Annotated in this window: 10 protein-coding genes, 2 pseudogenes and 1 riboswitch; of the genes and pseudogenes, 2 read left to right on the top strand and 10 right to left on the bottom strand. The window is 68.5% G+C overall.

The features are described 5' to 3' along the window. Positions 1 to 18 precede the first annotated feature (18 nt). The 4 genes and pseudogenes from AUL38_RS06245 to AUL38_RS06230 all read right to left on the bottom strand — a co-directional run bounded on the left by AUL38_RS06245 (position 19) and on the right by AUL38_RS06230 (position 5,274). A complete protein-coding gene (locus AUL38_RS06245; RefSeq protein ID WP_083506650.1) occupies positions 19 to 1,743 on the bottom strand; it encodes an ABC transporter ATP-binding protein in 1,725 nt (574 codons plus the stop codon). After that, the gene (locus AUL38_RS06240) at positions 1,740 to 2,615 is read right to left on the bottom strand and encodes an ABC transporter permease (RefSeq protein WP_059060172.1); all 876 of its coding nucleotides are present in this window, start codon (positions 2,613 to 2,615) and stop codon (positions 1,740 to 1,742) included. Before AUL38_RS06240 ends, AUL38_RS06245 begins: the two co-directional genes overlap by 4 nt. Beyond that, positions 2,612 to 3,576 (bottom strand): annotated as a pseudogene (locus AUL38_RS06235) (ABC transporter permease). The gene AUL38_RS06240 and the pseudogene AUL38_RS06235 overlap by 4 nt, the downstream one beginning before the upstream one ends. Positions 3,577 to 3,621: 45 nt before the next feature. After that, entirely contained in the window at positions 3,622 to 5,274 is a 1,653-nt protein-coding gene (locus AUL38_RS06230; protein ID WP_059060170.1) for a TIGR04028 family ABC transporter substrate-binding protein, read from the bottom strand. A 228-nt stretch (positions 5,275 to 5,502) separates the two neighbouring features. On the opposite strand from AUL38_RS06230, the gene AUL38_RS06225 reads away from it, so the two are divergent. Both AUL38_RS06225 and AUL38_RS06220 read left to right on the top strand, forming a co-directional pair. Next, entirely contained in the window at positions 5,503 to 7,593 is a 2,091-nt protein-coding gene (locus tag AUL38_RS06225) for an FAD/NAD(P)-binding domain-containing protein (protein ID WP_059060168.1), read from the top strand. Continuing rightward, the gene (locus AUL38_RS06220) at positions 7,586 to 8,281 is read left to right on the top strand and encodes an SDR family oxidoreductase (protein ID WP_201023697.1); all 696 of its coding nucleotides are present in this window, start codon (positions 7,586 to 7,588) and stop codon (positions 8,279 to 8,281) included. Before AUL38_RS06225 ends, AUL38_RS06220 begins: the two co-directional genes overlap by 8 nt. A gap of 53 nt (positions 8,282 to 8,334) precedes the next feature. On the opposite strand, the gene AUL38_RS06215 is transcribed toward AUL38_RS06220, so the two are convergent. The 6 genes and pseudogenes from AUL38_RS06215 to AUL38_RS06190 form a co-directional block, all read right to left on the bottom strand. Next, the gene (locus AUL38_RS06215) at positions 8,335 to 9,750 is read right to left on the bottom strand and encodes a 2-hydroxycarboxylate transporter family protein (RefSeq protein ID WP_059060166.1); all 1,416 of its coding nucleotides are present in this window, start codon (positions 9,748 to 9,750) and stop codon (positions 8,335 to 8,337) included. A 289-nt stretch (positions 9,751 to 10,039) separates the two neighbouring features. Further along, the gene (locus tag AUL38_RS06210) at positions 10,040 to 10,537 is read right to left on the bottom strand and encodes a glutathione peroxidase (RefSeq protein WP_059060164.1); all 498 of its coding nucleotides are present in this window, start codon (positions 10,535 to 10,537) and stop codon (positions 10,040 to 10,042) included. A gap of 289 nt (positions 10,538 to 10,826) precedes the next feature. After that, entirely contained in the window at positions 10,827 to 12,380 is a 1,554-nt protein-coding gene (locus AUL38_RS06205; protein ID WP_059060163.1) for a bifunctional hydroxymethylpyrimidine kinase/phosphomethylpyrimidine kinase, read from the bottom strand. Beyond that, on the bottom strand, positions 12,377 to 13,021 hold the full coding sequence (gene thiE, locus AUL38_RS06200; protein ID WP_059060161.1) for a thiamine phosphate synthase: 645 nt from the start codon (positions 13,019 to 13,021) through the stop codon (positions 12,377 to 12,379). The genes AUL38_RS06205 and thiE overlap by 4 nt, the downstream gene beginning before the upstream one ends. Beyond that, on the bottom strand, positions 13,018 to 13,869 hold the full coding sequence (thiM, locus tag AUL38_RS06195) for a hydroxyethylthiazole kinase (protein ID WP_235590627.1): 852 nt from the start codon (positions 13,867 to 13,869) through the stop codon (positions 13,018 to 13,020). The genes thiE and thiM overlap by 4 nt, the downstream gene beginning before the upstream one ends. Further along, a riboswitch (TPP riboswitch) is annotated at positions 13,860 to 13,954 on the bottom strand. Its footprint overlaps the gene before it by 10 nt. Positions 13,955 to 13,998: 44 nt before the next feature. Then, a pseudogene (locus AUL38_RS06190) lies at positions 13,999 to 14,524 on the bottom strand (polynucleotide kinase-phosphatase); the annotation flags it as partial.

Here is a 14,524-nt window from a genome sequence, read left to right as displayed (position 1 = left end):
GCGGTCGCAGCCCGAAGCTCATCGGTTCGCTCCCGCGAGTTCAGCGTCAGTGCGGGCTTCGGTGAGCAGATCACGCGCGGCGACTGCGGCACGCGCCGCGTGACTGGTGCGCGTGGCGCCAGGAGCTCCCACGCTACCCGCCCCGCCTCCGGGGATCGCGGCGAGCAGCGTGCGCGTGTAGTCGTGCTCGGGAGCCGCGAACACCCGCGCGGCGTCCCCGGACTCGACCTGCTTCCCGCGTTGCAGCACGGATACCGTGTCGGCGATCTGGCGCACCACCGCGAGGTCGTGCGAGATGAAGATATAGGTGAGGCCGAGATCGCGCTGCAGATCGGCAAGCAATCTGAGGATCTGAGCCTGCACCGTCACATCGAGCGCCGATACTGCCTCGTCGAGCACGACGAGTTCGGGCTCGACGATGAGTGCGCGGGCGATCGCGACGCGCTGCCGCTGCCCGCCGGAGAGCTCGCGAGGCTTGCGCTGCCCCATCTCGGGTGCGAGCGCCACGAGTTCGAGGGCGTGCGCGATGCGATCGGCACGCTCTGCCGGAGCACCAATGCCGAAGTTTCGCAGCGGCTCTCCAAGCACAGCGGCGATCGATTGCCGTGGATCGAGGGAGCCGTATGGGTTCTGGTAGACGAGCTGCGTGTGCCGCCGGAAGTCGCGGGCGACTCGGCCCGCGGTCACCTCGGTGTCACCGACGGTGATCGTGCCCGCCGTCGGCCGTTGGAAGCCGGCGATCGCGCGCCCCGTCGTCGTCTTCCCCGAACCTGATTCACCGACAATCGCGTGCGTGGTGCCGCGCGGCACGCTGAAGGAGACGTCATCGACGGCGACGAACGGGGCGCCACGGCGAGGGGTCTGGAACTCCTGCCTGAGCCCGGTCACCCGCACGAGCGGCTCGGCGGCGACGATCCGCTCCCGCACCACAACCTGCGCGAGCGAGGGAGCATCGGCGAGCAGTTGCTTCGTGTAGTCGGACTGGGGGTGAGAGAGCACCTCGGCGGAAACTCCCGCTTCCTGTACCGCTCCCCCGCGCATCACGACGATCGAATCGGAGCGGTCCGCAGCGACGGCGAGATCGTGGGTGATGAAGAGCACCCCCATGCCCGTCTCGCGGCGCAGCCGGTCGAGGAGATCGAGCACGGTCTGCTGGATCGTGACGTCGAGTGCGCTCGTCGGTTCATCAGCGATCACCAGCTCGGGTTCGAGGGCGAGCGCCGCCGCAATGAGCACGCGCTGCCGCATCCCGCCGGACAGTTCATGGGGGTACTGCCGCGCCCGCCGTTCGGGGTCGTCGATGCCGACGCGGTCGAGGAGTTCAAGCACGCGCGCTTCAACGGCGCGGCGGTTGCGCCAGCCGTGGATGCGGAGGGCCTCGCCAACACTCGTTCCAATGCGCGTGACGGGGTTCAGTGAGTTGCCCGGATCTTGCGGGATGAGGCCGATCCGCTGACCGCGCACCCCGCGCCACGCCCGTTCCGAGAGCCCTGTCAGGCGTTCGGTTCCGCGGGCCGCGCTCGCGAGGGTGATCTCGCCGCCGGTCACGCTGCCATTGCCGGCAAGCAGGCCGATGACCGACTGAGCGACGGTGGTTTTGCCCGATCCGGATTCACCCACGAGCGCGGTGACCTTGCCCGGCGCAACGTCGAGGGAAACGCCGCGCACGGCGTCCACTGTGCCGGCGGGTGTGGCGTATGCGACGCGCAGGTCGCGCACGCTGAGCAGTTGGGTCTCGCTCATGCTGGATCTCCTCCTCGGATGAAGTGACTGAGTCGGTTGGTGGCGAGCACGATGGCGACGACGACGAGCCCAGGCAGCACGGTGAGCCACCAGGCGGTCGCGACGTAGTTGCGGCCCTCCGCGATGAGGAGCCCCCACTCGGGGGTGGGCGGCGGCGCTCCGTAGCCGAGGAAGCCCAGTGTCGAGATCTGCAGGATCGCGGATCCGAGCTGGAGAGCCGCGAGCGCGATGACCGGCGTGAGTGAGTTCGGCAGAATGTGGCGCCAGAGCACCGACCAGAAGGTGCCGCCTGAGCCGTAGGCGGCCTCGACGTATTCGCTCACCCTGACGCTCACGACCTGCGAACGCGCGAGTCTCGCGAACACCGCGATCGAGGTCACACCGACCGCGATGGCCGCGTTGGTGGTGCCGAAGCCGAGGAGGATCACGATGCTCAGCGACAGCAGCAGCGCAGGGATCGCGAGCAGCACGTCGATGAGCCGCATGAGCGCCTCGTCGACAAGGCCGCCAACGGAGCCAGCGAGCACGCCGATCGTCGTGCCGATCGCGAGGCCGACGAGCACCGCGACGAGCGCACCGACGATCGACTGGGAGGCACCGAAGATGACCCGCGTGTAGAGGTCACGCCCCGTGGCATCCGTCCCGAACCAGTGCGCGAGGCTCGGGCTCTGGAGTGCGGGCCCGACGGTCTCGGTCGGGCTGCCATGCGCGAACAGGCCGGGCGCGATCGCCCAGGCGAGGCCCAGGAGGATGACGGCGGCGGGAACCACGAGGCCAAGGGTGCCACGCGTTCGCCTGCGACCGCGGGACCCCGGCGGCGTTGGACCTGGCACGGACCCCCGCTGCGTGCTCGGCTTGGTGAGGATGCTCATCGCACTGCCCCCTTCACTGGCGCGGCCACCGTCGCGGAAGCCGCACGGAGCCTGGGGTCGAGAACCGGATACAGCAGGTCGACGACGAGATTAATGATCACGAACACGAGCGCAGCCAGCACGACAATCGCAAGCAGCACCGGAGTGTCACGCGTGGCTACCGCCTGCGCGGTGAGCTGCCCGATCCCTGCCCGCGCAAACACAGACTCGGAGACGACCGCGCCGCCAACGAGTTCGCCGAACAGTACGCCTGCCATCGTGAGCGTGGGCAGCAGAGCGTTGCGTGCGACATTCCGCCAGAGCAGCCACGATGTGCTCGCGCCGCGCGCCCGCACGACGGCCACGAAGGGCTGACTCCGCACCTCGTCGATCGAGCGCAGCAGCACCTGCGCGAGCGGAGCGGCGATCGGGATCGCGATCGTCAACACCGGCAACACGAGGGCCTGCAGCCCGGTCGCCCCGATGGCGGGCACGAGACCCAGCTGGAAGGAGAAGATCTGAATGAGCATGATGCCGATCCAGAACACCGGGAGCGACACAAACAGCGGCGGCAGGCCGCGGAAGAAGCGACGCAGCCACGCCGCTCCCCCGTAGCTCGCGGTAAACGCGATCGTCACGGCGAGGAACACGGCGACGACGAGGCTCGACAGCGCCAGCACCAGACTCGACGGGAGGGCTGTGGCAAGGAGCGTCGTCACCGCCGCGCCGCTGTTCACTGAGTACCCGAGGTACCCCGCAGGAACGCCCAGATTGAGTCGACGTAGCGCTCGAGCGGCGGGCGGTCCGCGCCGAAGCTCTGGCGGATCGCGTCAAGCTGGTCGGGCGACAGCCCGAGCTCGGGGTTGCCGTAGCGAGCGAGCACGGCATCCCCCGGCAGCGCCGACAGCAGCACGTACGCGACCGTGTAGGCGAGCAGCAGCACGACGAGCGCCTGCAGCACGCGCCTCACGATGTACGGCATCTGGACGTTCCTTTCGGGTCTTGGGGAGTGAAGGGCTGAGCGTGGTTAGCGGTTCAGCCAGGTGTTGTAGAAGTTCGGCCTGCCGACCGATTCGGTGCCGAACCCCTGCACGGCATCAGTGAGCCCGAACACCTGCGGCTCCTCGAAGAGCGGCAGGATGTATGCCTGCTCGGCGAGGTGGAGCTGCGCTGCTTCGGATGCGGCTGCGCGCTCCTCGGGTGTCGGCGCCGACGCGACCTTCGCGAGCAGGTCGTCGAGCTGCTGGTCAGCGTTCTGCTCGCCCGCGGTGTCGTAATTGAGCAGCGTGTTGCGGTTCGTCGAGAAGAACTGCGACTTCAGCACGTCGTAGTCGGCGCGGCCGACCATCGAGTGGTACACCTGCACGGTATCCGGGTCGAGGCTCGCAGCGGTCTGCGCGGCGTAGTCGCCGGAGAAGAGGTTGACCTCGATCCCGAGTTCTCCGAGCTGCTCCTGAATGAGGGTGACGACCTCCTTCGATCGCGGCTGCGGCATCGCTTCGTTGAACGTGAGACTCAGGCGCTCACCGTCTTGCTCGAGCACGCCGTCACTGCCGGCTTTCCATCCGGCGTCGGCGAGCAGTTTCGCTGCCTCCGCTGGGTCGTACGTGTAGTACTCAGACGTGTCAACGTAGCCGAGCGCCGTCGTCGCGAGCGCTCCGGTGGCGAGGGGGTAGCTGTCAGTGAAGAGCGTCTCGACGATCTTCTCGCGGTCGATACCAGCGATAATCGCCTGCCGCACCCTGACGTCGCTGAGCAGTGGGTTCGTGAAGCGGAAGTTCAGGCTGTTCGTCACACCGTTCGTCGATGCCGCGAGCACCGAGAGACCGTCAGCGGAAAACTGCGGCTCGTCGGGGGCAGGGATTTGCCGGGCAACGTCGGCCTGCTGTGCAACGACGGTGCCCACGCGCACGCTGTTCTCGGCTGCGACGACGTAGCTGATGCCGTCAAGGTAGGCGCGGCCTTCGTGCGCTGCACCTGCCGGTGCCCAGTCGTAGTCCTCGCGCACGGTGAGGCTTGTCTCGGTGCCGATCTTCTCGTCGGCGACGACAAACGGCCCACTGCCGATGACTGTGGTCGCGCTCCCTGGGCCGAAGCCCTCGCTGTTGAGGTCGAGCGTCGCGTCTGAGACGAGCCCGGAGTTGATCGTGGAGACAGCCTGCGCGAAGCCGGGTGATGGGGCGGTGAAGTGGAACTTCACCGTCGTCGCATCGACGACCTCGCCGCGGTCGTAGTTGTTGATCGCCTCGGAGGGGGTGAGCGCACGATCCGCGTCGCCCTTGCCGTAGAGGTCGAGATTCTTGACGACATTCTCGGCGGTGAGCTTCGAGCCATCAGAGTAGGTGACGTCATCGCGGATCGTAAACGTGTACTCGGTGGCGTCGGCGTTCACCTCGGGCAGCTCCGTCGCGATCCACGGTTCCAGCTCGAGCGTCTCGGGATCCTGGTAGAGGAGACGATCGGTGATGTTATTCACGATGCCGCCGTTCGGGTAGAAGCCGCCGGCCGGCGGGTACAGCGTCGTCCACGTCTGCGGCTCGAGGTAGCTCAGGGTTCCGCCCGTGACCGGCTCGCCCGCGGGAGTCTCGCTGCTGGGCGCTCCGCCCGCGCAGCCCACGAGCAGCGCGGTCGTGGCGGCAAGGGACAGCGCGGCGAGGTGCGCGCGGCGAATGCGTGGCATGTGTGGTGTCTCCGTTGGTTGAGGCGAGCCCTCACGAAGCATAGGTTTTACTTCTGTGAGGTATTACAAGAAGTTATCCTTGCACGGCCAGGCGGCCCACCGCAACGCGGCACCCGCACGCCCTGTCACACTCCGTAACCCACGCGGCCGCACCAAGCGCTCGCACAACAACCCAAGCTAGGGTTATGGCAGCCATAATTTCAGCGAACCTCAGGTGGTCCTCTCCCGATGCACTCCCACGCCTCCCCCAGCGCGTCCGACGGCCAGGCCCGCATCGCCATCATCGGCCTCGGCCCGCGCGGCGCCTCACTCATCGAACGCCTCGGGGCACACCTATCGACGCGGCCGCAGGAGCCACGACTCGAGCTCCACCTCATCGACGATTCGCAGCCGGGGCCCGGGCGCATCTGGCGCACCGACCAGACCCGCGAGCTCTGCATGAACACGCTCGCGGACGCCGTGACCCTCTTCACCGAGCCCGGGGCAACCGTGACCGGGCCTGTCATCGAGGGGCCCACGCTCTTCGAGTGGTGCGTGCTCGCACGCGAGACGAGCGCCGGGCCGGTCGGATCCACCATCCCCCGCGCCCGAACTGTCGCGTTCGCCGAGTATCCAGCGCGACCGGGGCTCACAGCCGACTACCGCGAGGAACTCGCGCAGCTCCGACCCGAGTCGCACCCGAGCCGCGCACTCTACGGCGAATACCTCGCCTGGTTCTATCAGCGAGCCGTCGCCGAACTCCCGGCTGGCGTGCGGGTGATCCACCACCGCGCGAGAGCGACGGCCATCGAGCGGGACGACTGCGGCGAGCGCATCTCACTCGATCGTCCAACTATGGCTGGTGCGGCTTCGATCACGGTGGACGCTGTCATCGCAGCGACCGGCTGGCTGCCGCGCACTCCGACACGTGCCGATGCCACACTTGAGGCCGGGGTCGCACAGCACTCCGGACTCACCTGGGTGCGCGATGGCAGCCCAGTTGAACAGGATCTTGACGGGATCCTGCCCGGTGAGCATGCGATCGTGCGCGGTCTCGGCATGGGGTTCTTCGACACCCTCACACTGCTCACGCTCGGCCGGGGCGGCACCTATGTCGCCGACACGGATGCACCCGGCGGGCTCACGTACCTTCCCTCTGGGCGGGAGCCGATCCTGCATGTCACTTCTCGGCGCGGGGTCCCGTTCCGCGCGAAATCCCGCTACGGCGGGCTGCCGCCCCGCGCCGAGCAGCGCCTGCTCCGCGAAGTCGACTGGCGCGAGGTGCCACGCCCCATTGATTTTGACCGGTTGTTGTGGCCCCGCATCGTCGGCGACGCGTTCCTTGCCCACGCGGCGACGCTGCGCCGAGTCGCACCTGCCGCTCTCGGCGATGCCCTCAGCAGCGACCCTGATGCCGTGCTCGCGCAGCTCGAGCGCGCGGTTCGCGCCGCAATCGCACCGGTGCTCGACGGCACGCTCCCCGCCGACATCACCAGTACGGTCGCGCTCGTCACCGACGCTGTTGCCCCACTCATCCCCGACCCCGCACACCGGCTCGACCTGGCGGGCGAGATCAGCCCGGTCGATCACTCATTCGCGAACCCGGCCGCCTTCGACGCCTGGGTGGCAGACCGGGTGGCGGCAGACCTCCGCGAGGTGGATCTCGGAGAGGACAGTCCCGCGAAGGCTGGGTTCTGGTCGGTGAGCTCGGCGCGCGGGTTCGCCGCGCAGGTCGGCACGCTCGGAGGGTTCGATGCCGAGTCACGCAGCAGCGGCGCGACCCTGCTCACCGCGCTCGGCGCCATGCTCGGATCCGGGCCACCAGCGTTCCGCAACAACGAGCTGCTCGCGTTGGCCGCCGCAGGGGTTGTGCACTTCATCGGTCCAGACGCCCGCCTCACCGTCGACGAACGCGGCTTCGTCGCGAGCTCTGCCGCCGTGACGGGATCCGAAGTCACCGCTCGTGCGCTCATCGACGCGTGGATGCACTCACACGACGCTCGCGCAAGCGCCGATCCGCTCACGCAGTCGCTCCTCGAGGCCGGTCGAGCACGTGTCTTTACCGTCGCAGCGCGCCGCGGATCCGGGCCCGTCGAGACCGCCGGCATCGACATCGATGCCGCGACGGGTCGCCTCATCGGCGCCGACGGCGAGCTCGACCCCGCGATCCACTTCAGCGGGATCCCCGTCGACGCGACTCTCCACGGCACCGTCATCAGCCCGATGCCGGGCACAGATCCGCCCATGCTGCGCGAAACCGACAGGGTCTCGCGCAGCGGACTCGAGACCGCCATCCACTCGGCATCATCACCTCTCTCCGAAGGAGCACTCAGTGCCTGATTCCCGCCCCATCGCTCTCGTCACCGGCGCAACCGGCGGGATGGGTTCTGCCATCGTGCGCGACCTCGCCGCCACGCACCGGGTCATCGCTGTCGGCCGCAACACCGCGCAGCTCGAAGCACTCAAGGCCGAGACCGGCGCCGACATTTGGGAGCTCGATATCACCGATAGCAACGCTCTCGCGGCGCAGGTCGGATCGCTCACGGGGCTCGACGTGCTCGTGCACGCTGCCGCACGGGGCGGATCCCTGTCCGTTGAGGCCGCCCGACCCGGTGACTGGGCAGACTATTGTGCACTCAACGTCACCGCACCGGCCGAACTCACCCGGCTCACGCTGCCGCTCCTGCGGGCCACCTCGGGCACCGTGATCTTCATCGGCTCGGGTGCCGGTACGCGGCCCGCCCCCGGCTCAGCGGTGTACACGGCCACGAAGCACGCGCTCCGCGGCCTCGCCGACGTGCTGCGCATCGATGAGGAACCACACCGGATCCGCGTCGTCACCCTCGCTCCCGGGCAGACCGACACGGCGATGCTGCGGGGCAACATCCCCGCCGACGCGTATGAGGCCGACCGATACATCCGCCCCGAATCGGTTGCGGGCGCGGTGCGCTTCGTGGTCGATGCGCCGGCCGACGTACAGATTACCGATCTCGCGGTGCGACCCAGGCAGGAGATCGCCCGGATCTGACGGGCCACCGCGCTCAGCCCTGCGCACGCGCACGCGCTCACGGCACTCTGCGATCAGAGAAACGACGCAAGGATTGAGGTCACGAACAGCACCAACGCTCCGCCGAACCGGGTGGTGAGCGCGGCGAAGGGCATGAGATGCATCCGGCCGGCGGCGCTCAAGACGGAGACGTCGCCGCTGCCACCCGTGTCCGCCATGACGAGACCCGCGGTAATCGATGATTCGACGAAGTTGAGCTTCACGAGCCACCCCACAACGCCAGCGGAGAGCGCCGCCACGACAACCGTCAGCGCAATAAGCGGAATGAACACGGGGTTGGACAGCGCAATGAGCACCTCGTTGATATCGATATAGGTCAGGCTCGCACCCACCAGCAGCGCGGGCGTGAGGAATGAGGTGATCAGGCCGCTCCAATCCGTCGCGGCCTCCTCGAGATCCTTGGGAAACAGACGGAACAGCTTGATGATCACCGCCGCAATGATCGTCCAGGCGTACGGGTGCAGGAAATCGGCCACACCTCCGACGAGCTGGCCAAACGTGTAGAGCACCGCCGCGATTGTCAGACCCTTCCCCAGCGCAAGGAACGTCGCAGCCGTTCGCTTGGGCGGCATCTGCAGATCGTTGTGCGCTCCTGCGACCTGCATGAGCTGCCCATGCCCGTCAAAGCCGACGAAGAGCTGTTTTTTGCGCCGCCCGAGCCCGCTGTAGATACCCGCGCACACGATGCAGAGCAGGTTCGCGAGAAACACGGCAGACATGAGCTGTCCGAGGAAGTCGGCGGGGTCGCCACCGAGTTTGCCGGCGTAGATCTCTGACATCGGGATCGCCCCAATCCCGATCCCGCCAGCCATGATGGGCGCGACGATGAAGAGCAGCGTCTCGAGGAACCCGAAGCCGATCGCGGCCCCCACGAGCCCGACGATCCCAAACGCGCCAACGAGTCCCCCAAGAATGGGCGCGGCGAATCTCGGCCCGGCCTTGAGCAGCAGGGCCCTCGGCATACCAAGGATTGAGCCGGTGATCACAGTGATCACGAAGAAGGCCAAGAAGCTGTAACCGCCCAGGAAGTTCTGCACGATCGCGACGAGGCTCTCGGGGAGCCACCCGAACACCACAAAAATGGCTGGCAAGAAGATACACATGATTGTCGGCAACCCGAAATCGCGGATCACGGGCACGAGGTTGCCAAGCCACATGACCACGCCGCCGAGCACAATCGTGATTGCGAACCCCGCGAACATTGAGTCCGGCAGGTTGTCGGTATACCCGGCGACGCCCACCACGATCGCAAACAGCGCGAAGTAGAGCGGCGAAAAGCCAGCAATGCTGCGCCACGTGAACGGATTCACGTCGGGGAGCGCGGTATCCGGAGCCGCCGGAGCCTGAGCGAGTGACGAGGAATGCTCGACTTCACCGGTCGGCAATGAGTCGCGATCAGCATCAGCCGCGTGTGGAGGTTTCGACATCATTGCCCCCTCTTCGTCTAGCGTTCCCGCCCCAGTGCGCACTGCCTCCCACCGAGGCGGCGGCGGCGACTATCGGGCGGTGCGGGCACCGAGCCCTCGAACCTGCGCTTCATCTGATTATTAAGTAGCGCAGCCTTGTGGGGTAGAGCGTAGCTGCAGGGCACGCTCTGCGCAACGCCCAATCTCGGCACCTCCGCCCGACGAGGCGGCGCAACCGACCAAGCGCATGGAAAGCGAGAGGGGCGGCATGGCGTTCTCTGAACGCCATGCCGCCCCTCTCGGATGCTTGGCCTTAGCCCGCGAGCGCCTGCTCGATCGCCTCGCGAATCATCGGGTCGTCGGGCTCGGTTGAGGAGCGGAAGCGGCGGATGCGCGGGGCGCTCCCGTCTGCGGGGTCGGCCTCGACGACGAACTTCTCAAAGTTCCAGCGCACGAGTCCGGCGGCACCCAGTCCATCTTTGCCGCGCCGCAGCTCCTTGAACAGCGGCTCGGTGCCGCGACCGTTGACCTTGCCCTTCGCGAGCAGCGGGAATGTGACGCCGTAGTTCACCGAACAAAACTCGGCGATCTCGTCGTTGCTCCCCGGCTCCTGCCTGAGGAACTGGTTGCAGGGCATCCCGATCACGGCGAGACCCTTCGGGCCGAACTCCCGGTGCAACTCTTCGAGGCCCGCGTACTGGGGGGTGAACCCGCACTTCGAGGCCACGTTCACGACAAGCACCGGCCCGGGGGCCAGGTCGCCGAACTTCACGGTCTCGCCCGTTGCCAACTGCACGTTGATGTCTCGCATGATGCCTCCTGTTGCTCCCAAGGTACTCCCCCGTGCTGGCACTATGGCCGGGAACTCGCCCAGTGCCAATCCCAGCCCCAGTCCCAGCACCAGCCCCAACCCCAATCCCAGCCCCCAGCCCCCAGCTGCCGTGCGTTACCTAGGGGATTGACGTTCCCTATGCCACATCCCTGGGGCGGGTTGCATAGGGAACGTCGATCCCAGATATAACGTGAGGCGGCTCGCGCTGCCGGGTCCCCGGCCACACAGCCCCGGCCACAAGGGCCCCGGCCACACAGCCCCGGGCCACCTACCGCGCGGGAGTCTGCCCGAAGAACTCGCGTTCCCAGATCGATCCGGCCTCGAACGCGCGCCACATCCGTTCGCGGGTCGCGGGTGTTGCAGCGCTGGCGGTGGCCGTGACATACCCGATCGCGGTCTCGTTGTCGGCGGCGAAACCCGCGTCGTCGTAGGTCGCGATCCACTCCGCGTACGGGTGGTCAGGCGACTGCGCCCGCTCATGGATCTCCCCAGCGAAGAGGCGCTGGCCAAGATCCGCGTAGATCCAGAAGCAGGGAAGTACGGCCGCGGCGGCCTCCGCGTAGTCCTTGGTACTCGCGGCCAACAGATGGTTGACGTAGCCGCTGGTCGCGGCCGACGGTGCCTGGGTCGCGACGTGGATCGGGGTGTCGTCGCCGAGCCTGGCGCGGTGCAATTCGAGCTCGCCCATGATCGCGCCGTGCGAGGCGCGCGCCCAGAACGCCTGTTCCTCGGGTGTTGGCGCGATCTCAGACACCCGCGCCAGCACCCGTGCGTAGGCGTGGAGGTACACGGAATCCTGCGCGATGTATTCGAGGAAGTGCTCGCGCTCGAGCGTGCCGTCCGCCAGCCCCCGAATGAACCCGAGCGCCTCGGTCTCCTCGCGGACCTGCGCGATACGGTCCCACCACTCGGTGCGGATCGCGGCAGCGGTGGGCTGGGTGGAGAGCCCGCCCCGCTCCCAGAGCCCGACGAGGTGGTGCAGCGGGCCGGATCCCTCACCGACACTCAGCTGCGCTGCCGCCTGGAGACTTTCGCGCAGCCAGGCCTTCGTCTCCCGAATTGCGGCCGCCCATTCACCAGGCTCACGCGAGATCCGCGCCGCGACACCCGACGAGAGCGAACAGCCGGTGCCGTGCGTGTGCGGGGTGTGGATCCGCTCCCCCGGGAACTCCGTGACCGTCCCCGCCGGATCCACGAGCGCGTCGGGTGCGCTGTCGCCTGCGAGGTGGCCGCCCTTCACGAGCACGCGGACGCGGTAGGTTTCCGCGATGCGCGCCCCCTGGGCGAGCGCCGCAGACCAGTCAGCCGCGAGCGGCTCCCCTGCCAGCTCAGCGAGCTCGAACAGGTTCGGCGTGACAAGATCAGCGAGCGGCACGAGCGCGCGCAGCGCTTCGATGGTGTCGGGTTCGAGCAGCGGATCCCCACTCGCCGCGATCATCACCGGGTCGAGCACGACGGGGAACGCGGGATGCGCTACGGCGCCCTGCGTCGCGTCGCGGTCACGCACCTCGCTGAGCCAGGCGGCGACCGTCGTGATGACGTCGACGCTCGCGAGCATCCCGATCTTCACCGCGTCGATGCGCACGTCGTCGGAGACGGCGTCGAGCTGGGCGCGGAGGAACGCAGTATCTGGCACGTGCACCTCGCGCACCCCGCGAGTGTTCTGCGCGACGAGCGCGGTGACGACCGCCATGCCGAAGCCGCCGCCCGCTGCGAACGACTTCAGGTCTGCCTGGATGCCGGCGCCGCCCGTCGGGTCGGTTCCCGCGATCGAGAGGATGTTCGGGGTCTGACGGGTCTGGGGTACTGCAACTGCGGTCATCGGGCGGCCTCCTGCCACTCAGAAAGAAACATACGTGCGGCTTCCGCCGGGTGGGGTGCCGCGCACAGCGCCGAGACGAGCGCGATGCCGGCGGCGCCAGCCGTGCGGAGCGGGACGACATCGGCGAACTGGACGCCGCCGATCGCAACACACGGCAACTCGGTGTGCGCGGCAAACTCGCGGAATCCGCTCACGCCGAGCGCCGGCGGATGGTCAGGTTTGGTCGTCGTCGGGCGGATCACGCCGACACCGAGGTAGTCGATGGTGCCGGGGTCCATGAGCACGACGGCCTCGCGGTGCGCGCGGGTGTTCGCGGTCAAGCCGACGATCGCGTCTGGCCCGAGCTCCGCGCGGGCGCGCGTCACCGCGTCATCACCCTGCCCGAGGTGCACGCCGACTCGCAGCCCGCGAGCGCGTGCTGCGACCGCAACGTCGAGGCGGTCGTTGATGACGAGATCCGCGCGGCCGTCGATCGCCTCGGCGAGCTCTTCGAGCTGGCGCAACTGATCGGCAGCCGAGCCGTGCTTCTCGCGCAGCTGCACTATGGTGACGCCGCCGTTCACGGCCTGGCGCACGGTCTCCACGACCCCACGCTCGCCCGAGAGGGTGGCGTCGGTGACGAGATACAGGTCGAGCTTCATGCGCGGGCCTCCTGCGTGAACTCAGCGAACCGTGCCTCAGCACGCGCCCGCTCGGGAGTGAGCAGCGACAGCTCGTCGAGCAGCCGCACGGCGAAGCTTCCCGGCCCGGCCGAAACCGCTGCGGCGGCCGAGGCCGCAAGACCGTAGACGGCGTGGGCAGCCGCGACCGCCGCGACCGCGTCGGTGTCTTCGCGCACCGCAAGGAACGCCGCGACGACAGCCCCGAGCGCGCAGCCGCCGCCCGTGACGCGGGTGAGCAGCGGGTCGCCGCCGAGCACGCGGATTGTTCGGCCAGTGGTGTGGATGAGGTCTTCGGGGCCGGAGATGGCGACGACCGAGCCGTGATCCTCCGCGAGCTGCGCCGCGGCCGGGAGTGCCGCGGTATTCGCGTCGGCGGCGTCGGTTCCGCGGCCGCCCGCGCCGAGCCCCGCGAGGGCGAGAATCTCCGAGGCGTTGCCGCGCACCGCGGTCGGGCGCAGCGCAACGAGCTCGTGCGCGAGCGCCGTGCGGATCGGGAGCGAGCCGATTGCGACGGGATCAAGCACCCACGGGGTGCCGGCCGCGTTCGCTCCCGCGACGGCCTCGCGCATCGCATCGCGCTGCTCCGGGGCCGGCGTCCCGAGGTTGATGAGCAGCCCGTCTGCTGCCTGGGCGAAGAGCCCGGCCTCGCCCGTGATGTCGACCATCGCGGGGGCCGCTCCGAGCGCGAGCAGGGTGTTCGCGGTGAAGCCCTGCACCACGCCGTTGGTGATGCTGTGCACGAGCGGCGCGCGCTGCCGGAGCCGGGCGAGCAGTGTTGCCGTCACCTCCCCCAGCGCTTCTGCGGGCATGGAAAATGGTGCGTGCATAGGGACATCCCTTCGCTCGTATTACCGAGAGCAGGTTCGACGGGTCTGATCTCAGCCGCTGGTTGCGGCACCCCGTGTCGTTGCTGGCCAGCCTAGCCCACGGCGCTCATGCCCCGTCAAGTCCCCGAGCTACAGCCTGGGATCCACCGGGTCCGATTCGAGCGCGAGCACGGCCGCGACCGCCTCGTGCACGCGCCACAGCGGTTCGCCCACCACGAAGCGGTCGAGCGCTTCGGCACCGAGCGCGAACTCCCTAAGCGCGAGCGACCGCTTCCGCCCGAGGTCACGCTCCCGCAGCCGGGAGAGGTTCTTCGGGTCAAGGTACTCGGGGCCGTAGATGATGCGCAGATACTCGCGCCCGCGCACCTTCAGTCCCGGCGGCACGAGCCCCTTCGGCCCGCGCACCACGGAGGCCTCGGGCTTCACGACCATCCCCTCGCCGCCGGCCCCCGTGAGCTCCTCCCACCAGGCGATCCCCGCAGCGACGCGCGCCTCGTCGGGGGGAGACACGGTGAGGTGCCTGGTGCGGCGCACCAGTTCGGGGGCCGCTGCCGCGAGCCGCTCGATGGCCTCGGGGTGCCACGGGTGCGGATCCGCGTACCGCGCGCGCCCCTCGGTCGCGAGCACCTGGAACGGCGCAAAGCTCACACCTTCG

This window comes from Leucobacter sp. G161 (genome assembly GCF_001482305.1).
Taxonomy (GTDB): Bacteria; Actinomycetota; Actinomycetes; order Actinomycetales; family Microbacteriaceae; genus Leucobacter.
The sequence above is the reverse complement of the archived record's forward strand: the minus strand, read 5'-3'. Positions and strand labels throughout refer to the sequence as shown.

Bases quoted from the DNA above. Each gene is read 5' to 3' on its own strand.
- AUL38_RS06245 (WP_083506650.1), bottom strand. From the start codon at position 1,743: ATGAGCGAGACCCAACTGCTCAGCGTGCGCGACCTGCGCGTCGCATAC.
- AUL38_RS06240 (WP_059060172.1), bottom strand. From the start codon at position 2,615: ATGAGCATCCTCACCAAGCCGAGCACGCAGCGGGGGTCCGTGCCAGGT.
- AUL38_RS06230 (WP_059060170.1), bottom strand. From the start codon at position 5,274: ATGCCACGCATTCGCCGCGCGCACCTCGCCGCGCTGTCCCTTGCCGCC.
- AUL38_RS06225 (WP_059060168.1), top strand. From the start codon at position 5,503: ATGCACTCCCACGCCTCCCCCAGCGCGTCCGACGGCCAGGCCCGCATC.
- AUL38_RS06215 (WP_059060166.1), bottom strand. From the start codon at position 9,750: ATGATGTCGAAACCTCCACACGCGGCTGATGCTGATCGCGACTCATTG.
- AUL38_RS06210 (WP_059060164.1), bottom strand. From the start codon at position 10,537: ATGCGAGACATCAACGTGCAGTTGGCAACGGGCGAGACCGTGAAGTTC.
- AUL38_RS06205 (WP_059060163.1), bottom strand. From the start codon at position 12,380: ATGACCGCAGTTGCAGTACCCCAGACCCGTCAGACCCCGAACATCCTC.
- thiE (WP_059060161.1), bottom strand. From the start codon at position 13,021: ATGAAGCTCGACCTGTATCTCGTCACCGACGCCACCCTCTCGGGCGAG.
- thiM (WP_235590627.1), bottom strand. From the start codon at position 13,869: ATGCACGCACCATTTTCCATGCCCGCAGAAGCGCTGGGGGAGGTGACG.